General features: G+C 69.6%; 16 protein-coding genes. 10 read left to right on the forward strand and 6 right to left on the reverse strand.

Annotated elements, in window-relative coordinates; genetic code table 11:
• Nucleotides 1-59 precede the first annotated feature (59 nt).
• From ACH4S7_RS36085 to ACH4S7_RS36095, 3 genes are all read left to right on the forward strand, one after another.
• Nucleotides 60-1,034: a 3-oxoacyl-ACP synthase III family protein gene (locus ACH4S7_RS36085; RefSeq protein ID WP_398525660.1), complete on the forward strand. Its 975-nt coding sequence runs from the start codon at nucleotides 60-62 to the stop codon at nucleotides 1,032-1,034.
• 95 nt (nucleotides 1,035-1,129) lie between these two features.
• Nucleotides 1,130-3,157: an FAD/NAD(P)-binding protein gene (locus ACH4S7_RS36090; RefSeq protein WP_398525661.1), complete on the forward strand. Its 2,028-nt coding sequence runs from the start codon at nucleotides 1,130-1,132 to the stop codon at nucleotides 3,155-3,157.
• The gene (locus ACH4S7_RS36095; RefSeq protein ID WP_398525662.1) at nucleotides 3,147-4,673 is read left to right on the forward strand and encodes an adenylosuccinate lyase family protein; all 1,527 of its coding nucleotides are present in this window, start codon (nucleotides 3,147-3,149) and stop codon (nucleotides 4,671-4,673) included. The genes ACH4S7_RS36090 and ACH4S7_RS36095 overlap by 11 nt, the downstream gene beginning before the upstream one ends.
• Here the strand turns inward: ACH4S7_RS36095 and ACH4S7_RS36100 are convergent.
• Nucleotides 4,642-4,824, reverse strand: a complete 183-nt coding sequence (locus tag ACH4S7_RS36100; RefSeq protein WP_398525663.1) for a hypothetical protein — start codon at nucleotides 4,822-4,824, stop codon at nucleotides 4,642-4,644. The two genes, ACH4S7_RS36095 and ACH4S7_RS36100, sit on opposite strands and share 32 nt — an antisense overlap.
• Nucleotides 4,821-5,450 (reverse strand): hypothetical protein, encoded by a 630-nt coding sequence (locus ACH4S7_RS36105; protein ID WP_398525664.1) that lies wholly within the window; start codon nucleotides 5,448-5,450, stop codon nucleotides 4,821-4,823. The genes ACH4S7_RS36100 and ACH4S7_RS36105 overlap by 4 nt, the downstream gene beginning before the upstream one ends.
• Nucleotides 5,451-5,896: 446 nt before the next feature.
• Between ACH4S7_RS36105 and ACH4S7_RS36110 the strand changes: the two genes are divergently transcribed.
• The gene (locus ACH4S7_RS36110) at nucleotides 5,897-7,054 is read left to right on the forward strand and encodes a polyprenyl synthetase family protein (RefSeq protein WP_398525665.1); all 1,158 of its coding nucleotides are present in this window, start codon (nucleotides 5,897-5,899) and stop codon (nucleotides 7,052-7,054) included.
• Nucleotides 7,055-7,258: 204 nt separating this feature from the next.
• Nucleotides 7,259-8,332 carry a methyltransferase gene (locus ACH4S7_RS36115; RefSeq protein ID WP_398525666.1) on the forward strand — a complete coding sequence of 358 codons (1,074 nt, stop codon included), beginning with the start codon at nucleotides 7,259-7,261 and terminating at the stop codon, nucleotides 8,330-8,332.
• Nucleotides 8,333-8,561: 229 nt separating this feature from the next.
• Here the strand turns inward: ACH4S7_RS36115 and ACH4S7_RS36120 are convergent, their stop codons facing one another.
• The 3 genes from ACH4S7_RS36120 to sigJ form a co-directional block, all read right to left on the reverse strand.
• Nucleotides 8,562-9,383, reverse strand: coding sequence for a BTAD domain-containing putative transcriptional regulator (locus ACH4S7_RS36120; protein ID WP_398525667.1), 822 nt, complete (start codon nucleotides 9,381-9,383; stop codon nucleotides 8,562-8,564).
• 927 nt (nucleotides 9,384-10,310) lie between these two features.
• Complete coding sequence (locus ACH4S7_RS36125; RefSeq protein WP_398525668.1) at nucleotides 10,311-12,302, reverse strand: BTAD domain-containing putative transcriptional regulator; 1,992 nt, start codon at nucleotides 12,300-12,302, stop codon at nucleotides 10,311-10,313.
• Nucleotides 12,303-13,408: 1,106 nt separating this feature from the next.
• Nucleotides 13,409-14,347: an RNA polymerase sigma factor SigJ gene (sigJ, locus tag ACH4S7_RS36130; protein ID WP_398525669.1), complete on the reverse strand. Its 939-nt coding sequence runs from the start codon at nucleotides 14,345-14,347 to the stop codon at nucleotides 13,409-13,411.
• Nucleotides 14,348-14,502: 155 nt separating this feature from the next.
• Here sigJ and wrbA point away from each other — a divergent pair, with 155 nt between their 5' ends.
• A complete protein-coding gene (gene wrbA / locus ACH4S7_RS36135; protein ID WP_398525670.1) occupies nucleotides 14,503-15,114 on the forward strand; it encodes an NAD(P)H:quinone oxidoreductase in 612 nt (203 codons plus the stop codon).
• 161 nt (nucleotides 15,115-15,275) lie between these two features.
• Here wrbA and ACH4S7_RS36140 read toward each other — a convergent pair whose 3' ends face one another.
• Nucleotides 15,276-18,065: an AAA family ATPase gene (locus tag ACH4S7_RS36140; protein ID WP_398525671.1), complete on the reverse strand. Its 2,790-nt coding sequence runs from the start codon at nucleotides 18,063-18,065 to the stop codon at nucleotides 15,276-15,278.
• A 337-nt stretch (nucleotides 18,066-18,402) separates the two neighbouring features.
• Between ACH4S7_RS36140 and ACH4S7_RS36145 the strand changes: the two genes are divergently transcribed.
• The 4 genes from ACH4S7_RS36145 to ACH4S7_RS36160 all read left to right on the forward strand — a co-directional run.
• Complete coding sequence (locus tag ACH4S7_RS36145; protein WP_398525672.1) at nucleotides 18,403-19,470, forward strand: glucose-1-phosphate thymidylyltransferase; 1,068 nt, start codon at nucleotides 18,403-18,405, stop codon at nucleotides 19,468-19,470.
• Nucleotides 19,467-20,438: a dTDP-glucose 4,6-dehydratase gene (gene rfbB / locus ACH4S7_RS36150; protein ID WP_398525673.1), complete on the forward strand. Its 972-nt coding sequence runs from the start codon at nucleotides 19,467-19,469 to the stop codon at nucleotides 20,436-20,438. Before ACH4S7_RS36145 ends, rfbB begins: the two co-directional genes overlap by 4 nt.
• A 59-nt stretch (nucleotides 20,439-20,497) precedes the next feature.
• Nucleotides 20,498-21,757, forward strand: a complete 1,260-nt coding sequence (locus ACH4S7_RS36155) for an activator-dependent family glycosyltransferase (protein ID WP_398525674.1) — start codon at nucleotides 20,498-20,500, stop codon at nucleotides 21,755-21,757.
• A 362-nt stretch (nucleotides 21,758-22,119) separates the two neighbouring features.
• Nucleotides 22,120-24,905: type I polyketide synthase (locus tag ACH4S7_RS36160; RefSeq protein ID WP_398525675.1), on the forward strand; the 2,786-nt coding region annotated here is incomplete at its 3' end.

Consider the following 24,905-nt stretch of genomic DNA (forward strand, 5'->3'; position numbering starts at 1 on the left):
ACGGGGGCTCACGACCGTACGCACGGCCCATCCAAGTCCACCTGAGGGGAAGACGGCGCATGACTGAAGTCGGGATCCTCGGTACGGGTGCTCATGTGCCGGACCGAGCTGTCTCCAATGACGAGGCCGGAGCGGCGGCGGGCGTCGATGACGACTGGATCATCCGCAAGACCGGGATCAGGGAACGCCGCTGGGCCACCCCCGAGCAGGCCACATCGGACCTGGCCGCGGCCGCCGGTCGGGCCGCACTGCGGTCGGCCGGGATCACCGCCGACGAGCTGACGGTGATCGTCGTCGCCACGTCCACACCCGACCGGCCCCAGCCACCCACCGCGGCCTACACCCAACACCTGCTCGGCGCCGTCGGCGCTGCCGCGTTCGACATCAACGCCGTCTGCTCCGGCGAGGTGTTCGCACTCGCCGCAGCCGAGGGCATCCTGACCAGACGGGGCGGATACGCCCTGGTCATCGGCGCCGACGTGTACTCCCGCATCCTGAACCCGGCCGACCGCAGGACGGTCGTCCTGTTCGGCGACGGCGCCGGCGCGATGGTCTTGGGCCCGGGGCGGGGAGCGCGCATCCGCAATATCGCCACGCACACCTTCGGCGAACTGTCGGGCCTGATCGAGGTCCCGGCCGGCGGTAGCCGGCTCCCCACCGACCGGGCCGCACTCGACGCCGGGCTCCAGTACTTCACGATGGACGGCCGGGCGGTACGCGGCTTCGTCGAGGACCGACTGCCCCTGCTGACCAAGCAGTTCCTCCACGAGAGCGGGGTCAGCCCCGACGCCGTCCGCCACTTCGTCCCGCACCAGGCCAACGGCGTCATGCTCGACGCCGTCTTCGCCGAACTGGCCCTGCCCCGCGCCACCATGCACCTCACGCTGACGCGCTACGGCAACACCGGCGCCGCGTCCATCCCGATCACCCTGGCGGAAGCCGCCCGTACGGGAGCCTTCCGACCGGGCGACCTGATCCTCCTGGCCGGGTTCGGCGGAGGCATGGCGGCGGGATTCGCGCTGGTCGAGTGGTGAAGTCGGCGCCCGACCTGGCGCCTCAGCCGGGGGGACGCCCGGCATACACCCCGCGGCCCGCGCTGTCTTCCTCGACATCGGCAGAAACAGGAACCATGACAACGAGACACTGCACCGTGGGCCTGATAGGCAGCGGCCCACGGGGGCTCTCGGTGGTCGAACGGCTCTGCGCCAACGCCCGCTCCCAGCCCGAAGGCAGCACTGTCCACGTCCATGTGGTCGACCCCTACCCGCCCGGCTCCGGCAAGGTGTGGCGCACCGACCAGTCCCGTCACCTGCTCATGAACACCGTGGCCGGACAGATATCGGTGTTCACCGATGCCTCCGTGACCCTGCGGGGACCCCTGGAACCGGGACCGAGCCTGCACGAATGGGCCGTGGCGCTCGTCGCGGGCCGGTTCGGCGACGGATTCCCGGCCCACGTCCTCGATGAAGCCCGCGCGCTGGGGCCCGACACCTACCCGACCCGTGCCTTCTACGGCCGATACCTGCGGTGGGCGTACCAGCGGACCATCGACGGCGCACCCAGCGGGCTGACGGTCACCGTGCACGCCTCCCTCGCGGTGGCCCTCGACGACGATCCGCAGGCCGAGGACGGGTCCCCGCAGCGGGTGGTGCTCGCCGACGGAACCGTACTCGCCGGCCTGGACGCCGTAATCCTGTGCCAGGGACACCTACCGGCCCGCGCCGACACCGCCGAGCGGGAGTTCGCCTCCCGGGTACGGAAGGCGGGTGTGGTCCACATCGAACCGGCCAACCCGGCCGACGTCGACCTGGACGTGCTGGCCCCGGGCACCAGAGTGCTGCTGCGCGGACTCGGGCTGAACTTCTTCGACCACCTGGCGGGACTCACCGCCGGCCGCGGTGGATCCTTCTCCCGCGCCGGTGGGCGGCTCGTCTACCACCCCTGCGGCCGGGAGCCGCACATCTACGCCGGCTCCCGGCGGGGCATCCCGTACCAGGCCCGGGGGGACAACGAGAAGGGCCCGCACGGTCGGCACGAGCCGTCGCTGCTCACCGCCGACCGCATCGCGGAGCTGCGCCGCACCCACGAGCGCTGCGGCCTCGACTTCAGGAAGGACCTGTGGCCGCTGATCTCCCGGGAGGTGGAGGCCGTCTACTACCGGACGCTGTTCACGTCACGCGGACACATCGCCAGGGCGGAGCGGCTCCAGGAGGACTTCCTGACGGCCGGACCCGGGGAGCGGGAGAAGGACGCGGTCCTCTCGGCGTACGGCATCAGTGAGAAGGACCGCTGGGACTGGGAGCTGATCGCCCGGCCCTACCGGGACCGGGAGTTCACCGGCCCCCGGGACTTCACCGACTGGCTCCTCGACCACTTGCGCAAGGACGTCGCGGAAGCCAGGTGCGGCAATGTCAGCGGCCCCCTCAAGGCTGCCCTCGACGTCCTGCGGGACCTGCGCAATGAGGTCCGCCTCGCGGTCGACCACGGAGGTCTGCACGGCGATTCGCACCGCACCGACCTGGACGACTGGTACACCCCGCTCAATGCGTTCCTGTCGATCGGCCCGCCCGCGCGGCGCGTCGAGGAGATGATCGCCCTGATCGACGCCGGTGTGCTCACGGTGGTCGGGCCAAGCCTGCGGGTAAGGGGCGACGACACCGGGTACACCGCTGATTCGCCGCTCGTGCCCGGTTCCGAGGTCCGCGTGGACGCGCTCGTCGAGGCACGGCTGCCCGACATCACCCTGCGCCGGACGGACGATCCGCTGCTGCGCCATCTGCTGGCCACCGGGCAGTGCACCGCCTACCGCATCCGTACCCGCTCCGGCGGTACGTATGAGAGCGACGGAGTGGCCGTCACCGAGATGCCGTTCCACTTGATCGACGCGGCGGGACGGGCGCATCCGCGCCGCTTCGCGTTCGGCGTGCCCACGGAGCCGGTGCACTGGGCGACGGCCGCGGGCATCCGGCCGGGTGTCAACTCGGTGACGCTTACGCACTCCGACGCCATTGCCCGCGCGGCGCTGGCCTGTGGCGGCGGGAGCGGACGAGCCAGAACCGGTGCGGTGGGGACGGCGGCCACGGCTGGCGGTCCGACCGATGACGGACCGGAAGCCCACCCGGTACCGAGAAGTGGAGGGGTCACCTATGCCCACTGAGACCAGCCTGCCCACTGAGACCAGCCTGCCCACTGAGACCAGCCTGCCCACTGAGACCAGCCCGACCGCGGACGCGGGGCCGGGGGCCTGCTCGCCGTCGGTGCCGGTGGACGTCGGTCTGCTGTCCCCGGTGTGGGCGGCCACCCCTGTCGTGGCCGTGGTGTCCGACGGGGCCTGGCTCCAGGCCATGCTGGACGCCGAGGCGGCTCTGAGCCGGGCACAGGCCCGGCTCGGCACGGTGCCCGCGACCGCAGCCGGGACCATCACCGACTGCGCGCGGGCCGACCGGCTCGATCTGGTCGCCCTGGCCCGGCAGGCGCGCGAGTCCGCCAACCCGGTGGTGGCGCTGGTACGGGAGTTCACCGCGCTGGTGGCGGACCGGGACCCGGAGGCGGCCCCGTACGTGCATCGGGGGTCGACCAGTCAGGACATCCTCGACACGGCGACCGTCCTGGTCGTCGGCCGGGCCCTGCGGCTGATCCGCGCCGACCTCGAACGCGTCGAAGTGGCGCTGGCCGCACTCGCCCGGGAACACCGGGACACCCTGATCGCGGGCCGGACCCTCGCCCTGCACGCGGTCCCCACGACCTTCGGCCTCAAAGCGGCAGGCTGGCGCCATCTCGTCCTGGACGCGGTGGACAAGCTCGACGCACTGGTCGGCGGGGGCCTTCCCGTCCAGCTCGGGGGCGCGGCCGGCACCTTGGCCGGATACCTCGTACACGCGCCGGAAGCGGATCCTGCCGCCTACGTCCAGGAGCTGACGGACGCGTTCGCGGCGGAGCTGGGGCTGTCCGCCCCCCTCGTGCCGTGGCAGGTGCTGCGCACGCCGGTGGTGGACGCGGCCATGGCTGCCGCCTTCGTCTGCGGAGCCCTCGGCAAGATCGCCGTCGATGTGCTGTCGCTGACCCGTACCGAGGTCGCCGAGGTGCATGAGCCGGCGCCCAGCGGCCGGGGCGCGTCATCGGCGATGCCGCACAAGCGCAACCCCGTACTGGCCACGGCCATCAGGTCCGCCGCGCTGCAGGCACCGCAGCTCGCCGCGACGGTGCTGGGCTGTCTGCCGAGCGAGGACGAGCGGTCCGCCGGGGGCTGGCACGCCGAATGGGAGCCCCTGCGCGCCCTGCTGCGGCTGGCCGGGGGCGCGGCGCACCAGGCGGGTGAACTCGTCTCCGAGCTGTCGGTTGATCCGTGCCGGATGCGCGCCAACACCCGGATCACGGGGGGACGGATCGTCTCCGAACGGATCGCCGTCGTCCTCGCCCCGTCGCTCGGCAAGGCCCGGGCGCGTGACCTGCTGAACGAGGCGTCCGCCCGATCGGCGCGCACCGGCGAGCCGCTGGCCGATGTCCTGCGGGAGGACGGCCGGGCGTCGGCGGTCCTCGCCGACGCCCGGCTGACCGACCTGTTCGAGCCGGAGACCTACACCGGGGCCGCGGGACCGCTGACGGACCGTGCGCTGACCCGGTCGCTGCCCCCGGACAGGGCTATGTCCGCCTTCGCATCACTATCTGAGTGAGTTCGTCGATGTCGAACTCGGACCGGCCCGGCGTTCCATAGCGGGTGATCTTCCCGCGACTCACCCACTTGCGGATCGTCGCTTCGGACACCCCGGCGGCGAGCGCGGCCACGCGGGTGGGCAGCAGCCGGTGGCGCGGCGGTCGCTTCATGCGCGGGCACCCTTGCCCTGTCGGGCCATGAGCGGTCGCAGAGTGATCCACTCATGCATTTCCCAGGTGTGTCCCGACGAGCACCGGATGCTTCTTCCGGCCGGTTTTCCGCCGTTCTGCGGCGATGTGGTGATCTTTCCCGTGCAGTCGGTCACCACGCAATCCCGGGTGAGTGCCGGAAATTCACCGGATTCTGGGTCGATGGTGTGCAGCAGCTCCAGCCGCAGACCGTTGATCTCGTCCGCGAAATCAGCCGCTGGTGGCTGTTGGGTGAGCCACTCCAGATGGTGCAGTAAAAAATCTGTCAAATGTGGAACCGAATGCCCGGGATTGGCGTCGCCCAGTCCGTCGGCGACGAACTCGGCCCATGAATCGAGAATGGCGAGGATGTTGTGTCGGGCATCGAGCGCGGACATGTTGAGGTGATCACTGCTCCGACTCCCGGAGACTCGGGTGAGGTTCATCCGTCCGGAAACGCGTGAAATGTGGTGCAGGCTCTCCTGGTAGAGGCCGGGAAGCGCGCGCAGGTTGCCCGCCAGCTCCCGGATGCGCGAGGCGCAGAGGGTGGATCCGGTCGCCACGCCGGGTTCTTGAGTTGGACTTACGGGGCGGGTGGGTGTCTCCATTCGATCTCCTCTGTGAGATGGATTGCCCGACGACCGGCACGGACGATGTGAAACTCCTGAGTGGATCGCGAAGTCGTCGTCGATTCGATGGTCCGTGGGAAGAGGGCGATGGGGGAGTCGCGGTAAGGGACTCGGATGCGGCGCGGCGCGCAGTGGCCCTTATGCGGTGGAAAGAGTGCGTCAGGTGCTTTCCGTGCCTCAGACGGCGCCCATTCGATTCCGGCCCGATGTAAAGGGAGGTTTCCACGCGACAGTTCAGGATGTCAACGCTCACCATTCACGGTCCATTCGCTGTCGACCGTCCCTAAAGGCAGACTCCAGATTTCTCCCGAGTGGGCGTCATCACCCGGACCGGGCGCGTACCCGGCCGGGCCGCGGCGACCGTTCGGACGGCATCGGAGCGCTCCCGCTCCCATGCCCTTCCAGCCGAACCCGAGGAGATCCCCGTGACGTCGGACATGACCACCGCCCCTGGTCAGGAAACCACCAGTCAGGAAGTTGCCGGCCGGAAGGTCCCCGACCAGGGGGCTCCCGGTCGGGAGGTCTCTGGTCAGGGGGCTGCTGATCGGGAGGCTGTCGCCCTCGCTCGCCGAACCGGTGCCGATCTGCTCCGTCGCGTCGAGGAAAGGCTGCGCTCCCTCCTCGCGGCCGAGCGCGACCTCTGGGCCGGGGTGCACGAACGGGCGGTCGTTCCCATCGATGCGCTCGCCGAGCTGATCACATCGGGTGGCAAGCGCATCCGGCCGGCCTTCTGCATCACTGGATATCTCGCCGCCGGCGGTGATCCCGACGAGCCCGGGATCGTGGCAGCCGGCGCCGCCCTGGAGATGCTGCACATGTCCGCCCTCGTCCACGACGACGTCCTGGACGATTCCAGCCAGCGACGCGGAGTGCCGACCGTCCACACGAAGTACACAGCGCTGCACGACAGCCGTGGCTGGCAGGGCGAGTCACGCCGCTACGGCGAGGGCGTGGCACTGCTCGTCGGTGACCTCGCGCTCGTCTACTCCGGGGAGTTGATGGCCGAGGCGCCGAGGTCGGCGGTCCGGGAGTGGAACAAGCTGCGCTCCGAGGTGATGATCGGCCAGTACATGGACGTCCACGCCGCCGCCGAGTTCTCGGTCGACCCCCGCGGCTCCCGACTGATCGCCAGAATCAAGTCCGGCCGGTACACCATCCACCGTCCCCTTGTGGTGGGTGCGAACGCGGCGGGCCGCGACGACCTCGCCCCGGCCCTGGAGGAGTACGGCGAGGCGGTGGGCGAGGCGTTCCAGCTCCGTGACGACCTGCTGGACGCCTTCGGTGACTCCGCGGACACCGGCAAGCCCACCGGACTCGACTTCACCCAGCACAAGATGACGCTGCTGTTGGGCTGGGCGATGCAGCGTGACGAGCACATCCACACCCTCATCACGGAGCCGGGCCACACGCCCGACGAGGTGCGTCGCCGCCTCGTGGACACGGGTGTCCCCGTAGACGTCGAAAGGCATATCGCCGTCCTCGTCGAACGGGGCCGCAAGGCCATCGCGGACGCCCCCCTCGACCAGGTGTGGCGCGGGGAACTGGCGGACATGGCCCACCGGGTCGCCTACCGCAAGACCTGAGCCCGGCCCCGGCCCCCGGCCCCTGCCCCTGCCCCCGGGTGGCGCGGTGAACCCCGCCCGGGAGCTTGGCCGGGGGACCGCGTGGATTCCGGAGCCGCGCCGAGAGTCCCGCTCCACCGGCGCTCCAGTGGCGCTATCGATACTCGGTGGCCGGGAGCACCGGGGCGAGGCCCCCGCCCGGTACGTCGATCCGAAGGGATACCTGTGTCCAATCCTGAAGCCGTACTCGCCCGGATGCGTGAGTACATGGTGGGACCCACGCGTTTCATGAATCTCCACGCCTGCTTCGATCTCGGCATCATCGAGGCGCTCCGCAAGGAGGCCGGACTGACCGCGGCCGAACTCGGCGTGGCCGTCGGCGTGAAGCCCGACGCTGTGGAGCAACTGCTCTACCTTCTGGTCAAGGAGGGTTTCGTCGCCCGGGACGAGGCCATCGGCGGCTATACCCTCGATGCGCTCGCGGAGGTCGCCGAGACGGACCTCCAGCGCGTCCTGACCTTTATGGGCATGATCAAGACGGGCATGTTGCGGCAGTTGTACTACCTCGCTGACAGCGTGTCGACCGGCAGCGTGGTCGGCCTGAAGGAGCTCTACGGCTTCGACGGCACGATGTTCGAGGCGGCGGCCGAGGTGGCGGAGGTGCGTGCCGCATGGGGACCGCTGGCTCAGAACGAGACCGCCAGCGTCTATCCCTGGTTCTTCCGCAGCTTCGATGTCCCGGCCGGGGCCCGGGTGCTCGACGTGCTGGGCGGCACCGGGCTCGGGGCGGTCATGACCTGTCAGTTGAAGGGGTCGCCCGGACTGCGGGTGACCACCTTCGACCGGCCGGCACTGGAGGCCGAGTGCCTGCGGAACTTCGAGGCGCGTGGTGTGGCGGAGGACTGCTCCTTCGTGGGCGGTGACGTCCTGGAGTCCCTCCCGGAGGGCTACGACGTGGTGCTGCTCAAGCACTTCGTGGACATGTACGACAAGGACGAGGTCCTCACCATCCTGAGGAACGCCCACCGGGCGCTGGAGCCCGGTGGGCGGATCGTCGTCCTCGCGGCCGTGTATCCCGAGGACATCACGGACACCGACGACTACCAGGCCGACTTCTTCCCGGCCTACATACTCGGCTGCGTCATGGGACGCGGCGGCCTACAGAAGGTGTCCACCTACCGGAGTTGGCTGGAGGAATGCGGGTTCGACGTCACGGAGGTGAGCGCCAAGGATCCCGCCGACATTCCCGCAGACGCCATCATCAACCGTGTCGTCATGTGCGCGACGAAGCGGAGCTGAGCCGTCCGGTCCGACGCTCCCGTTCGCCGGGGGTACGTCGCGGCCGCGGGCACGCCTGTCCCGGACGTGACGCACCCCCGCACGGGCAACCGGCTCCGTACCGGCCGGGTGGCACTCCCGGCAGGCACCGCGGCCCGTGACGACCGTGCCGTGGCGCCTGCCGACGGATGACGAGGGTTCTCCCAGCCGGGGGCCCCCGGGGCCTCGGCCGGAGGCCCCCCGCGGCGGCTCAGGCGGCGTAGAGGTCGAACGTCGAGTTGCGCCGCGGCCCGGCGGCGACGTCCAGTTGGGGGTCGACGACCAGCATCGCCTGGTGCAGTCGCTGCACCTGCGGCGAGGGCTCGACACCCAGCTCCTCAATCAGCCGGATGCGCAGCTTGCGGTAGACGTCGAGGGCGGACGCCTGTCGTCCTGACCGGTACAACGCCAGCATGGCCTGCGAGTGCAGACCCTCATGCTGGGGGTGGCGCGCTGTGAGTTGCGTCAGTTCGGGGAGAAGCCCGGCGTGTCGGCCGAGCCGTAGGTCGGCGTCGATCCTCCGCTCGACGGTGCCGAGGCGGCTCTCCTCCAGGCGCATGACCTCTATCCGGAGGACCGGTCCGACCCGCACGTCGACCAGCGCCGGACCCTGCCACAGCATGAGCGCCTGCCGGAAACGGTCGGCCGCGACGGCGTCGTCACCGGCCTCGAAGGCCGACCGGCCCTCCGTGATCCTGCGTTCGTACGTGTGCACGTCGACGCAGTCGGCGGGTACCTCCAGCACGTAGCCGTTGTGCCGGGTGGCGAGCACCTTCTTGGCCGTGCCGGGTGTATGGGTCCCCATGGCGCCGCCGAGGTGCCGACGCAACTGAAGGATGTAGGTCTGCAGGGTCGCGAGTGCGCTCTGCGGCGGCTTGGTCGCCCACAGCTCCTCCATGAGCGTGGTGACGGGCACCACGCGTCCGGGGTGGAGGGCGAGCAGGGCCAGAATCTGCCGTGGTTTACCGGCCGTCGGGACGATCGATGCCCCGTTGACCTCGGCACACAACGTGCCCAAGACCTGAATCTTCACTTTTCCCCCGTACTTCGTCGAGTCCCTCTCGGTGGTTGATGACGTTGCCGCGCGGGTCTCCTTCCGGCATGACGTACGCGGCAGTCCCCGGTCCGGTGGGCGCCGACGGGCTCGCCGCCGCGGTGTCCCGCGGTCTGTGATCGCGTCGTGAGGGAGCGCAGCCCCGGGCTGGGGGAGTGTTCACATGACCCGCGGGAACAGGTCACTCCTCGGCAGCGCAGCACGCCGCGATGGTTGGGAGCGACATCCCGCCGGGACGGTCCCGGTCCCGGGGGCTCGACCGTTCGCCGGCGCGGCGGCGCTGGGATCGGTGGCCCGCGAAGCCGTGCGGCGCCTCGTGGTGGCCGGGAACGCGTCCGCGATCAGGACGGAGCAGACCAGACCGTCCGCGTACGGTACGTCCCGTGGGTAAGAGGGTCCCCCGACGGCCGAGTGAAGTTCTGGTGACTCAGCGGTCTCGCACATGGGCCCTCCATTTCTGCCGTGCCGGCGCCTGGCCGGATCGTAACGGCGCTGCGTATGTCTACCAGTGTGGTCCATGGGGCTTGATTGGGACTGTTCGTCGGCTTGGCGTCGGCTTGGCGGCTGGTCGGCAGGAGCGTACGGACGGGCCCGAGCGGCAGTCGATCCGTGCAGCGTGAACCCGGAGGCGAACGACTGTCGTCTGGTGCCTTCGCCGGGGTGGCCGGATTCGACTTGATCGGTGACCGTCGTGTGACCGGCCCACCGGGGCGAATGGCGCGCGGTGTGCGAGTTCTCGAACGGACCGTGGGCAGACCGCGAGGGTCGCGAGCAGAGGCCGGGCGCGTACGCGAGCACCGCCGATGCCGGTCTCCGACGACTGCGGCACGGCGGTTTCCGGCTCCACGGCGAGGCGCGCTCAGTGGTCGACCGGGGCGGATGGAGTGCTGAGCGCGGATCCGGGGTTCACTCGGCGGAGCCGGTGATGCTCCCCTTCCGTGGCCGCAGGGCCGCGGCACGGATCCGGCGCAGCACAAGGACCCGGCGCAGCCGCCCCATGTTCTGGAAGAGCACCTCGGCGGTGAGGGCATGGGTGAAGGAGTACCAGCCCAGTCGCTGTTGGTCCTCTCCGATCAGCCCTGCCGTGACGATGGTGTCGACGATCCTCAGCGCCTCCTCGATCTCGATGGCGGAGGCATCGGCGACGACGTCGATGGCGAAACTGAGGCCGGCGACGGCTGCGACGGAGAGTAATTCTGCCGCAGTCGGGCCGAGTTGGGTGATCCGCCCCAGTACCACCTCCCGTACTGGCGCCGGCACCGGCGGCAGCGAGGTCGTGCGGGTCCGGCTCGCGCGCTCCTCGTTCTCCAGTACCTTGATCAGTTCGCGTAGATAGAACGGATTGCCCCCGGTGCGGTTTCGCAGATCGTCGGCCGTGGCCCCGCTCACCTCCCGGTGGAGCATCGCGCTCGCCAGCGCCCGGGTCTCCGCGGCGTTCAGGCCGCTCAGCTCCACCCGTGTCATCTCCGCGCGGGCCAGCGCGGCCGATGTCTCGGCCAGGGCCGCCGCCTTGTCGGAACGGTAGGACACGACCACCAGGAGACGACTCGCCTGTACCGATTCGGCCAGGTGGGCCAGCAGCCGCAGTGAGCCGGGGTCCGCCTGATGGAACTGATCGATCACGATCGCCAGCGGTGTGGCCTGGGAGGCGCCGGTCAGATAGTGAACGATCGCGTCGAACTGCCGCAGGGTGGTGGCGTCCGCCACCGCGTCGTCCAGGGGCTGTCGGTTCTCCCCGTTGAGCACCTCGGCCACGGCATCCGGGACCGGACGCCGCGGGCAGTGGGTGCCCGCCACGCTCAGCACCTGCCGCCAGGGCCACAGGGGTGGTGTGGCGACGTGCTCGGGGCAGGCGGCCCACAGCACCGGCCGGTCTTCCGCCAGCTCGGCGAAGCGGCGCAACAGACTGGTCTTGCCGATGCCCGGTTCACCGGACACCGTCAGCACCCGGCCCCGGCCGACCGCCGCCGCTGCCGAGGCGGCGGTCAGGTGCCGGAGCGCCGCCTCGCGGCCGACGAAGGCCTCTGCATCCGACGCTGGCCCGGTCCGCGCCGGCGCGGACACCCGGACCTGCGGTGTGGCCTCGGGTCCGCCCGACGCCGCCATGCCAGGTCCGGCCGGGACCGGCCGCCAGTCCAGGGCCGGAGCATGGCGAAGGATCTCGCGTTCGAGATGTTGTAGCGCCGGCCTGGGGTCGATGCCCAGTTCCTCGCCCAGCCGTCTCTGATTGGTCCGCAGCACGGCCAGGGCGTCGGCCTGCCGCCCGGCCCGGTACAGCGCCAGGCTCAGCAGCTCGCAGCCGTACTCACGCAGCGGATGGGCCTGCATGAATGCCTCCAGCTCGGCGACCGCCACCTCATGGGCCCCCACGGCCAGCAGCGCCGCGCAACACCCCTCGACGACCGACAGTCGCAGGCCCTCCAGTCGTGCCGCATCGGCCGCCACATGGACCGACTGGCACACCTCCGTGTATGCCTCGCCCCGCCACAGCGCCATCCCGGCCTCGAACTCGCTCAATGCCTCCTGCGGATCGCCCCTGTTCCATGCCTCCCACCCCGCTTTGGCGCGCGTCTTGAACCGCTGGACGTCCACGTCGACGACGTGGACGTCCAGCAGATAGCCCCGGTCACTGGTGTGCAGCACCTTCGTGGGCGCCCGTGGCGCCCGGCCCGGCTCCAGTGCCCTGCGGAGGTTGGCCACATATGCCTGTAGTGAGGTCACCGCAGACGGCGGCGGACATTCTCCCCACAGTGTCTCCAGCATCACGTCCAGCGGCACCGGTTGACCGACTCGGCTGACCAGCAATGCGAGCAGCTTGCGTTGTTTGGGTGCGCCCAGATCCACCGGCCGGCCGGCCACCAGCGCTTCCAAAGGACCCAGCGTTCGGAATTCCACCATGGGGGGTGCGGTGTTCTGCATTTTCGGTGACTGCGCTTCCCTCCATCGTATTACTTTCGACGGTGCCTCGAATGCTGTCGTAATGAATCCCACGTCAGTCATGTCGTTTACTCCTTCCAAGCCGTCAGCGGAGAAGGTATGGCGATTTGTCACGCCAACAATGGTGATGCGAGCGGGTGGCGTGCGAAAGCCGATGAGGGCGAGGAAGTGAATTCTCGGTGCGATAGATATCGCGACACAGGGTGGCGGGATCCGTGAACCCCGGGGTGGGCTGCGCGCGGGGGCTGAGTGTCGCCAGCGCCAAATGGTTCCGTAGGAGGCCGAGTTGTTGCACTGAGGTCATGTCTCCGGTACCTCTGGAGCGGGGAGAACAGGCAGCGCCATGCCGCTCTGCGGGTGGACCAAATGCGGACGGCCGTCATGCTTCACGAATATCACCCCGGCGATGCGAAGGCGGCCACGAAACCCCCCCAGCGGCCCCACGCGTGCTTGATTAGGTGAGTATGTTTATCGGATAGATCGCTGTCAAGGCTGTGCTTCGGCGTGTTGGGCCGGTGCCATTTCTTGGTCAAATGATGCCGAAGAGAGGTGAACGGGCGGCCCCGTAGTGTGCGCCGTGCCGACGGCCGGGGATGACGACGGCCATTCCACCCGCGCCGGGGGTGCCGATAAGGGGCCGGCCGTCGAAGGCCGTTGCGCGACGGTGTGCTCGCCGCGCGATCGTCTTGCGCCCTCGGTCAGCGGCGCTCCCGCCGGCCCGACGTACAACGGGTGGGCGAGTAGGAACCGCGGCTGGACCGGGCCTACCGGAACGGTGCGCGGAACGACCCCTCATCGACGCCGTGTTGAGGTCCGCGTCGAGGTCCGTGGTGCGAACGGATGCGCCACATCGGCGAGTTGCTGGTGGACGGCCGTACCCTGTCAGTCTGGCACTCCCGGTACCAGGACGACCTGACTCCGTCAGGAACCGACCCCGGCCCGCGCGTCGACCTGACACCACACCGTTCCGCACCTGGACGACCGGCGACCTGCCGCGATCCGCCGCCTATGGCGTGCGCGGTGCTCGCCGACCTGCCTGCCGATCGGGGCGGCACGCCGGGCCCGGCTCAGCCGGCCCGCCACGGTCGGAGCTTGTCGGGGTTGAGCACCGCCCAGATCCGCTTGATCCGGTCGCCCTCGATATCGAAGGCCAGTACCGACATGGAGACTTCGTCCACCTGGGCGACCAGTCCCGGTTGACCGTTGACCGCACTCTCCAGGAGCGTCACACCGGGCATCGCATCCATCCGGCCCGCGAAGAAGTGCGCGATCCGCTCGGCGCCTTCGACCGGGCGGAGCGCGGCCGGTACGAGTCCGCCACCGTCGCCGGTCGCGGTGGCGTCAGGGGCCAGCAGGCCGATGAGGGCATCGATGTCCTTGGCCTCCCATGCCTGTTTGAAGGCCCTGACGGTGTCGGCGCGCAGGGCGGCCGGTGCCGCGGCGGACTGCGACGTGCGTATCCGGCGCCGGGCCGACGAGGCCAACTGCCGGCAGGCCGGCGGCGTTCGACCGACGATCGCGGCCACCTCGTCGAACGAGTAGCGGAAGACATCGTGCAGGATGAACGCGACGCGCTCGGCCGGGGTCATCAGGTCCAGTACGACGAGGAAGGCCATGTTGATCGACTCGTCGAGGGTCACCCGGTCGGCAGGGTCCGCCGTGGTGCCGCCGCCCCAACGGCCGCTGATCCACTCCGTACCCGCGGGCAGTGGCTCCGGGACCCATTCACCCACGTACCGCTCCCGCCTGGCCCGTGCCGACCCGAGCAGATCGAGGCAGATGCGACTGGCGACGGTCGTCAGCCAGCCACCGGGGGAGTCGATGGCCTCCCGCTGCTGCGCGGACATGGCGTACCACCGGGTGTAGGTCTCCTGCACGACGTCCTCGGCCTCGGTCAGTGAGCCGAGGAGCCGGTACGAGAGGTTGATCAGTTGGTGCCGCTCACTCATGATCGCGCGCAGGCCCGGATCGGGCTCGCCGTGGTCGGACCCGGATGCGTTGGTCATGGTCCCCGCCGACTCCCTCGGTCGCTGTGCCCCTCACCCTGACCGACGAGACAGCCCCGCGAAGTGTGAGGTGCGCGCCCGCCTCACACTTCGCGGGGCTACGTCGTCGTACTGGGTGAACGGAACACTATCGCCATGATGAAGGAAGAGATCCGATGTCGGAATCCGTGAATGTCACGATTGTCTACTACAGCGCTACGGGCACCGTGCACGCCTTGGCGCAGGCCGCCGCGGAGGGGGCGGAGAAGGCCGGCGCGCAGGTCCGACTGCGCAAGGTGGCGGAGACGGTCCCGCAGGAGGTGGTCAACACCAGGCAGGAGTGGGCCCAGCACCTTCAGGACACCGCCGACGTCGCGCAGGCGAGCCTCGATGACGTGGAGTGGGCCGACGTGGTGCTGCTCGGCACTCCCACTCGCTTCGGCAACCCCGCCAGTCAGTTGCGGGCGTTCATCGAGTCCACCGGTCCGCTGTGGTTCCAGGGCAAGCTCGTGGGCAAGGTGTACTCGGCCTTCACCGCCTCCAGCACCGTGCACGGGGGGCAGGAATCCACCCTCCTGGCGCTGGCGAACACGTTCTACCACTGGGGTGGCGTCATCGTGCCCCCCGGCTACACCGACCCGGTCCAGTCCCAGCAGGGCAACCCCTACGGCGCCTCCCATGTGGCCGGTGAAGGCGCGCCCGGTGAGGCGTCTCTGGGTGCGGCCCGCCACCAGGCCCGCCGTGCCGTCGAGATCGCGGCCGCGCTCAAGGCGGGCCGCGCCGCCTAAAGGTTGTCCCGACAGCGGCGACCCGGGCCACCCCCCTCGGTAGGGGGGTGGCCCGGGTCGCGTGTGCGGGGCACCGTACTCCCGGCGCCGGACGTGCCGGGGGCCGGCCCGGGGGTGTGACCCCGGTGACGCCGGCACCCTCGGCCGTACCCGGCCCCCGGTCAGCGCGCGCGGGCGGCGGCGCCGGGAACCTGCTGGAGCGAGAGGCCGGCCGGCAGATCCGATCGACCGCTGACGTTCAGCTTCCGGTAGACCCGGGTCAGGTGCTGCTCGACGGTGCTCACCGTGATGTAGAGCTGCCGCCCTATCTCCCGGTTGGTGTGCCCCAGAGCGGCCAGGGTCGCCACCCGCCGCTCGGCGTCGCTCAGCGTGGGCGTCGCGGAGCAACCGCCGCCCGATTCGGCCGGTTCGCCGTCCACCGGCGCCGATTGCGCGGGCCGCAGATACTCCTCCGCGTCACTCGCCTTGGCCTCCTGCGTCGCCCGACGTGCCATGATCCGCGCCCGCCGGAACTCGCCCAGCGTGTGGTGGACCTGGCTCAGATCGGACAGCGCCTGCGCCAGCTCCAGCCGGTCGCCCGAGTTCTGGAGGGCGTCGACGGCCTCCCGCAACAGGGCGGGCCGCTGTTTGAGCGGGCTGGCCGATGCCAGCACCCGCAGCGCGCCGCCCCGGGTGTGCGGGCACTGCCCGCCGGGCAGCTCGCCCTGCTCCGTGAGGAGCTGGCGGGCGGTCTGCTCCCAACCCATGGCGAGGTTGGCCCGGGCCAACTCGGTGCGCCAGGGTGCCAGCGAGGGGAAGTCCTGATTCCGCTCGCGCAGCATCTCACCGCACTGCTCCAGATCGCTGACGGCGGCCAGTACCCGGTCGGCGGCCAGTCCGTACCGCGCCCGGGCGAGCAGATAGCGCGGGCCGAACACCGTCGCGTACATCCCGGCCGGCACATTGATCTGCGCGGTCTCGGCCGCGCCCTCCAGATCGCCCATGGCCGTACGCGCGGCCAGCAGCACTGACAGCGGCAGGCCCACCACCACGCCCCACCCGGGCACCCGCAGCAGCCGCAGCGCGTGTCCGGCGCGCGCGGCGGCGGCCGAGACATTGCCCTGCCGCAGCGCGATGTCCGCGCTCAGGGCGGTGAAGAGCGCCTGCCAGGTGCGGGCGTGGCAGCGCTGGGTCTCCTGGATGAGCGAGTCGCACCAGCCGGCCGCGCGGTCCAGCCGGCCCGCGGTGGTCAGGGTGGCCACCGATGCGGCGATCACCTCCAGGGTGTCCTCTCCGACGCGGCAGCTGCGCAGCAGCCGCTCGGCCTCGTCCACCACCCGGTCCTCGACGGTCCGCACCGACGCGGCCAGGACGACCTCGGCCCGCGACCACAGGCTGCCGCCCGCCGTGCGCAGTTCGTGGATCGGCGGCACGTCCCGGTCGGCCACCGAGCTGCCCGGCACCGGGTGCCCCACCCCGTACAGCCACTGGTGGGTGAGTCTGAGCTGGGCCAGCACCGGCGCGTCGACCGGGGAACCCAGCTGTGCGGATGCCTCCTGGAAGGCCGTCCGGGCCTGCGGGCTGCCCGCCCAGAACATATGCCGTACGACACCTACCGCATCGCGGCCGGCGAGCCGGCCCTCGCGCATCGCCTGGTAGAGCTGCGGCAGATGGCGGGCGGCCACGGCGGGATTGGCCCGCCACTCGATCTGGTTGAGCGCCTTGTGCACCGCGGTCCGTGACTCGTCGTCCGGGCACCCCTTGAGGGCGAGGGTGAGGCAGCGCATCGCCAGACCCTGGCGGTCGGTGCTCAGCGCCTGGCCCGCCGCGTCGAGCAGGGTGTCCATGGCCCAGTCGACGTCCACCCGGTCCGCCTGGACGAGATGGGACGCCACCTCCCAGGCGGGGGCACCGTCCTCGCGGAGCAGCTCGGCGGCCCGCAGGTGGAGGCCGGCGCGCTTGGTCGCGTCCAGGCTCTCCAGGATGGCGTTGGCGGCGAGCGGGTGTCTGAACCCGTCGCCCGCCACGATGCCCACGGCGTTGAGATTGGACATGGCCTGCGAGACCGCCGCGGGCGTCAGCCCCGACAACCGGCTCACCAGGCTCTCGGACGCCGGGTCGCCGAGTACGGCGAGGGCGTGCACCACAGCGCGCTGTGGTGCCTCGAAGCGGTGCAGACACTCCACGAGGGCGTGGCCGAAGGCCGCGTTGTCCGGGGCGGACTGCTGTCCGCCTTCGGCCGCGGCTCCGGCCGAGCTGTCCTCCAGCAGAGCCTTGACGAGCAGCGGGTTTCCACCACTCAACACATAGAGGCTGGAGGCGAACTGACGCGCGCCGGACGGCGGCAGGAAGTGGTCGGCCAGTGCCGCCACACCGCGCTCGCTCAGCAGCCGCAGGCGGATGCGTTCATGCGGGTAGCGGGCGAACTCCGAGTGGAAGGGAGAGTGGCCATGGCGCTGTTGCTGGCGAGTCGTGAGGACCATCAGGATGCGCGACGAACGAATACGACGCTGAAGGTAGAGCAGCACCTGCCAGGAGGAACCGTCCATGAAGTGGGTATCGTCGACCGTCAGGACGATCGGACGCTTCTCGGACATATCCTGAAGCAGGGCACAGATCTGGTGAATCCGATGGGCCTCGGGCTGCCGGAGCGTGCGGGACTCCAGCTCGCTCTCGCCCGGCAGTAATGCGTCCACTGTGACGATTTCAGCGATATGCGCGGCTTGATCGGCGGGCAGGGGCACGCTCCGGAAGAGCTGATCCACCACGCCGAGTTGTAGCTCACGCTCTGCCTTGGCCCCGGTCGCCGCGAGATGCAGCGCGCCCGAGTCGAGAGCGTGGTGTGACAGTGCCTCCAGGAGGGCAGTCTTGCCGGAGGCTATGGCGCCACTGATCAGTACGGCTCTCCCGTGCCCCCGGGTGGCGTCACCCAGCAACCCTCCCAAGGCGTGCAGTTCCTCGTCGCGTTCCACGAACACCATCGTCGCAACCCTCTCCCCGTTCAGATGTCGCGTACGTACGTATGAATATATCGCATGCCACTTGCCGGGTGAATATAAATTTTACTTTACTTACGGATTACTTGCGCTCTGTCGTGTCGTCATGGCAAGGGCGCTCACCCCTTCAACGTAGGTGCTACGGGCCGACATAGGGGCCGCCCCGGGCCGATTAGGGGTTATCCCGGCCGGGGCCCCCGAGTAAAAATGCTGTCGCCGGACCGCGGAAAAATTCACGGCGGCGACGCGACCCCCAACGGCGTGTCCCCGCTCCTGCGGGTATCTCTCCAGCCGGCTAGACCTAGGGGGTTGGGTGAAAGCGCTCGTTTTGTCTGGCGGATCCGGTACACGGCTCCGACCGATCACACACACATCAGCCAAACAACTGGTGCCCGTTGCGAACAAGCCCATCCTGTTCTACGTCCTGGAGTCGATCGCCGAAGCGGGCATCACCGACGTTGGCATCGTTGTCGGACACACCGCTCCGGAGGTCCAGGACGCGGTCGGTGACGGCTCCGCCTTCGGGGTGGACGTCACCTACATCGCCCAGGACGAGCCGCTCGGCCTCGCCCACGCGGTCCGCATCTCCCGCGACTACCTCGGTGATGACGACTTTGTCATGTTCCTCGGTGACAACTTCATCATCGACGGCGTCACCGGACTTGTCGACCGCTTCCGTGACGAGCGCCCCGACGCACAGATCCTGCTGACCCGGGTCCCCGACCCCCGGGCCTTCGGCGTCGCCGTCCTCGACGAACAGGGCCGCGTCATCGGCCTGGAGGAGAAGCCAGAACACCCCCGCAGCGATCTGGCGCTCGCCGGCGTCTACTTCTTCACCCCCCTCATCCACGAGGCCGTCTGGGCCGTCAAACCCTCCTGGCGCGGCGAACTGGAGATCACTGACTCCATCCAGCACCTCATCGACACCGGAGCCGATGTCCGCTCCCACATCATCGACGGGTACTGGAAGGACACCGGGAACGTCGTCGACATCCTGGAGGTCAACCGCATCATCCTGGAGAGCGTCGAGACCGCCATCGACGGCGACGTCGACGCGGACTCCGAGATCATCGGCCGGGTCGTCATCGAGAAGGGCGCCACCGTCAAGGGTTCGCGGATCGTGGGCCCCGCCCTCATCGCCACCGGAACCGAGATCCGCGACTCCTACGTCGGACCCTTCACCTCCGTCGCCGAGAACTGTCGCATCCACGACAGCGAACTGGAGTTCTCCATCATGATGCGGGACTCGTCCCTCACCGGCATCCGCCGCATCGAGGCATCGCTCATCGGCCGCCATGTCCACGGCACCGCCGTACCCCGCGTACCCAACGCCCACCGGCTCGTCCTCGGCGACCACAGCACCTTCCAGATCAGCTCATGAGCACCCGACTGCTCGTCACGGGCGCCGCCGGATTCATCGGATCGGCCTACGTCCGCGGACTCCTCACCGACCAGCCCGACCTGCGGGTCACCGTCCTCGACAGCCTCACCTACGCGGGCAACCGGGCCAACCTCGACCTGACACACCCCTCCCTCGACCTCGTCGAGGGTGACATCTGCGACACCGAGCTCGTGGACCGCCTCACCGCCGAAGCCGACCAGATCGTCCACTTCGCCGCCGAGAGCCACGTCGACCGGTCCATCACCGGCTCCGCCGAGTTCATCCGCACCAACGTCCTCGGCACCCACACCCTCCTCGACGCCGCGCTCCGCCACGGCATCGACCGGTTCGTCCACATCTCCACGGACGAGGTCTACGGATCGATCGAGAAGGGCTCCTGGCCGGAGACCGACCCGCTGCGCCCCAACTCCCCCTACTCGGCGTCCAAGGCATCCAGCGACCTCCTGGCGCTCGCCTACCACCGGACCCACGGGCTCGACGTACGGGTCACCCGGTGCTCCAACAACTATGGCCCCTACCAGCATCCCGAGAAGGTCATCCCGCTCTTCGTCACCAACCTCCTCGACGGCAAGCGGGTACCCCTGTACGGGGACGGCCAGAACGTCCGCGACTGGCTGCACGTCGAGGACCACTGCGCCGCCATCGAATGCGTCCGCACCCGCGGTGGCGCCGGGGAGATCTACAACATCGGCGGCGGCACCGAACTGAGCAACCGGGAACTCACCGGCCTGCTCCTGGAGGCGTGCGGGGCGGACTGGGACAGCGTGGAGTACGTCACCGACCGCAAGGGCCACGACCTGCGCTACTCCGTCGACTGGTCCAAGGTCGCCGACCTCGGCTACACCCCCGCCCACGACTTCCGTGCCGGGCTCGCGGAGACCGTCGACTGGTACCGCTCCAACCGCACCTGGTGGGAACCGGCGAAGTACGGCCACAGCCCCGCCTGACCGGCCCTACCGCCGGCCGACACTCCCACACCCGCACCTTCGCTCGGAGAAGAAACCCCATGCGCGTCCTGATGACGGTGTTCGCCAACCGCTCCCACCTCTACAACATGGTGCCCCTCGCCTGGGCCCTGACCACCGCGGGCCACGAGGTCCACATCGCCAGCCACCCCGACAACGTGCAGGCGATCAGCGACAGCGGCCTCACCGCCGTACCCGTCGGCAACGACCTCAACATCATGGCGCTGGCGCAGTCCACCCCGCGCGAGGAGATGGTCAACGGCGGCGCGCTCACCCTCAACGAGACCCGGCCCGAGAAGCTGAGCTGGCAGTACATCCACGACGTGTTCGCGCAGTACTCCCAGATATACGAGTACATGGCGGACTCGACCATGACCGCCGACCTGGTCGCCCACGCCCGCCAGTGGCAGCCCGACCTCGTCATCTGGGACGCCCTCACCTACGCCGGCCCCATCGCCGCCGAAGCCGTCGGCGCACCGCACGTCCGGATGCTCTTCGGCCTCGACCAGTGGGGCCGGATGCGCGACCACTTCAACCGGCTCACCGGGGAACGCGCCGCCGACGACCGCCACGACCCGCTCGCCGACTGGCTCGCGACCAAGGGCGAGCCGCACGGAGTGGCCTTCACCGAATCCCTCGTCACCGGCACGACCACCCTCGCGGTCGCCCCGCCGTGGATGTCGTTCCCCAGCGAGCAGCCCGCCCTCTCCATGCGGCACCTCCCCTTCAACGGGCCCGCCGTGCTCCCCGACTGGCTCCGCGAGGCCCCCAGCAGGCCGCGCGTCTGCCTCACCCTCGGGCTGACCCTGCGTGAACTCGCCGACGACAACGTCACCCTCGCCGACTTCGTCAACGCCGTCGCCGACATCGACGCCGACGTCGTGGCGACCTTCTCCGCGGAACAGGTCGCCGAGATCGGCGACCTGCCCGACAACGTCCGCGCGGTGGACTTCGTACCCCTACACGCCCTGCTGCCGAGCTGCGCCGCGATCGTCCACCACGGCGGCGGCGGCACCCGCACCAACGCCATCCGGTACGGGGTGCCCCAGCTGATCGTCCCCAACTGGCTCTGGGACGAGGGGTATGTGGCCGAGCGCTTCGCCGAGCGTGGCGCGGCACTCGTCACCGAGGTCCCCGACCTCACCCCCGACCGGCTGCGCGACCAACTCCGCAGGCTCATCGCCGAGCCGTCCTTCAAGGCGGCGGCGGAGCAGATCCAGAAGGAGTACGACGCGCTCCCCAGCCTCACCGAGACCGTCGGTGAGCTGGTGCGCGTCGCGGATCGCGGGCGCTCCCTGTAGCACTCCGCCCAGCGGTACGGGGGGCCGCTGGGCGGCCCGCCGTACCGAGGGCGTGACCCGTATCGATTCGGCCATCCTTGGCGCGGCAGACCCCTGCCGGTCCGCTCCGGGCAACCCCGAGACGGGGATGGTCCTCTAAGGGGGCGTAGGGGTTGGCGGCCCCCACCCCTGCCCCCGTAGCGTGGGAATCGTTCAGGCTCGCTGGCGATTGTCCAATCAAATAGTTAAGCCCGTAGATTCCATCGAGCCTTTTCGAGAACTGCGGGTTCGCTTTGTCGTGCTCTCCGCACCCGAATCATCGGGTGCCCAGCAGAGTTCCGACAGCCGCTCATTCAACCGAACCCGTTTCACGAGGTGATGGCGTGGAGAACGAAAAGAAACTTCTCGATTACCTCAAGCGGGCTACCACGGACCTACGTGAAGCACGCCGCCGCCTCCGCGAGATGGAGGAAAAGGACCAGGAGCCCATCGCCATCGTCGGCATCGGCTGCCGCTTTCCCCGCGGTGTCGAGTCGGCGGAGCAGCTCTGGGACCTCGTCGCCGATGGCGGCGAGGCGCTCACCCCGTTCCCCGAGGACCGGGGCTGGGACACCGACAGCCTGTACCACCCCGACCCGGAGCACCTGGGCACCAGCTACACCAACGTCGGGGCCTTCCTGCACGACGCCGCCGAGTTCGACCCCGGCTTCTTCGGGATCTCGCCGCGCGAGGCCCTCGCCATGGACCCGCAGCAGCGACTGCTGCTTGAGACGTCCTGGGAGGCCATGGAGCGGGCGGGCATCGACCCGGCCGGCCTGCGCGGCAGCCGCACCGGTGTCTTCACGGGTCTGATGTACTTCGACTACGGGTCCCGGGTGCACTCCGCCCCCGAGGACATCGAGGGCTACCTCGGCAACGGCAGCGCGGGCAGCATCGCGTCCGGCCGGGTCGCCTACACCTTCGGCTTCGAGGGCCCCGCCGTCACACTCGACACCGCCTGCTCGTCGTCCCTGGTCGCCATCCACCTCGCCGCGCAGTCCCTGCGCAAGGGCGAGTGCACCCTGGCGCTGGCCGGTGGCGCGTCGGTGATGTCGACGCCGGACATCTTCGTTGACTTCAGCCGCCAGCGGGGTCTGTCCGCCGACGGCCGGTGCAAGGCGTTCTCGTCCGACGCGGACGGTACGGGCTGGGGCGAGGGCGTCGGTGTCCTGCTGCTGGAGCGGTTGTCGGACGCGCGGAAGAACGGGCACCGGATCCTGGGCCTGGTACGCGGCTCCGCCGTCAACCAGGACGGCGCCAGCAGCGGTCTGACGGCGCCGAACGGTCCTTCGCAGCAGCGGGTGATCCGCCAGGCGCTGGCCAACGCCGGTCTGTCGGCCGCCGAGGTGGACGCGGTCGAGGCGCACGGTACGGGTACGAAGCTGGGTGACCCGATCGAGGCGCAGGCGCTGTTGGCCACCTATGGCCAGGAGCGGGAAGAGGGCCGACCGCTCTGGCTCGGTTCGATCAAGTCGAATGTGGGTCACACGCAGGCCGCCGCGGGTGTCGCCGGTGTGATCAAGATGGTGCTCGCGATGCGGTCCGGTGTGCTGCCGAAGACGCTGCACGTGTCGGAGCCGTCGCCGCACGTGGACTGGTCCGCCGGTGCGGTGGAACTGCTGACGGAGTCGCGCGACTGGCCGGAGACCGGCCGTCCGCGCCGTGCCGGTGTGTCGTCGTTCGGTATCAGTGGCACGAACGCGCACGTCATCGTGGAGCAGGCGCCCATGGACGAGGCGATGGACGAGGTGGCCGGCGAGCGGGAGACCCCTGCCGCGGGGTCGGACCGGACCGTCCCGTGGGTCATATCGGCGAAGTCCGCCGACGCGCTCCGCGCACAGGCCGGACGGCTGAGCACCTTCCTCGCCGGGACCGAGGGAACTCTGACTACTGGTATTTCTTCCGAAACTTCTGTGGCCGCTGTTTCAGCGGATGCGTCCGCGGTTGGTTGGTCGTTGGTGCGGGGTCGTTCGGTGTTCGCGCATCGGGCGGTTGTGGTGGGTGGTGAGTGGGACGCGCTGCTGGCGAGTATCGGTGAACTGGCCGATGGCGCCGAGGATGGTTCCGGTGCTGCCTCTGGTTCTGTTGTGTCGGGTGTGGCGGATGTGTCGGGGCGTCGGGTGTTTGTGTTCCCGGGGCAGGGTTCGCAGTGGATCGGTATGGCGCAGGGGTTGTTGGATTCGTCGGTGGTGTTCACGGAGCGGATGACGGAGTGTGCTGCGGCGTTGGATCCGTTGGTGGAGTGGTCGTTGTTGGATGTGGTGCGGGGTGTGGAGGGTGCGGCGTCGTTGGAGCGGGTGGATGTGGTGCAGCCGGTGTTGTGGGCGGTGATGGTGTCGTTGGCGTCGGTGTGGCGTTCGGTGGGTGTGGTGCCGGATGCGGTGGTGGGTCATTCGCAGGGTGAGATCGCGGCTGCTGTGGTGGGTGGTTGGTTGTCGTTGGTGGATGGTGCGCGGGTGGTGGCGTTGCGGTCGTTGGCGATTCGTGAGGTGTTGGCGGGTGGTGGTGGCATGGTCGCGGTCCAGGCTGCGGAGGATGAGGTTGCTGGGTGGCTTGAGGGTGTGGAGGGGGTGGGGATTGCTGCGGTGAATGGTCCGCGTTCGGTGGTGATCTCGGGGACGCGTGCGGGTTTGGATGCGTGTGTGGAGTTGTGGTCTGGGCGGGGGACGTGGGTGAAGCGGGTTCCGGTGGACTATGCCTCGCATTCGGCTGAGGTGGAGCGGGTGCGTGAGCGGGTGCTGGCGGATCTGGCGAGCGTGACGGGTTTGTCGGGGTCGGTGCCGATGTTGTCGACGATGACGGGTGACTGGATCGTTGAGGGTCAGGTTGGGGCCGGGTATTGGGTGGAGAATCTGCGTCGTCCGGTGTTGTTCGCGGACGCGACCAGGCGGTTGGCGTCGGAGGGTTTCGGCGCGTTCGTCGAGGTGAGTGCGCATCCGGTCCTGGTCATGGGCATCGAGGAGACCTTGGAGGCCCATCACACCGCCACGACCGCCGACGACACCACCACCCGAACTCCCGTGGTCACGGTCGGCACGTTGCGTCGTGGTGAGGGTGGTTGGGATCAGTTCCTGCGTTCCCTCGCGGGGCTCTTCGTCCGGGGTGCGGTGACACCGGATTGGGAGTCGTT

Source organism: Streptomyces sp. NPDC020965 (assembly GCF_044333555.1).
GTDB lineage: Bacteria > Actinomycetota > Actinomycetes > Streptomycetales > Streptomycetaceae > Streptomyces.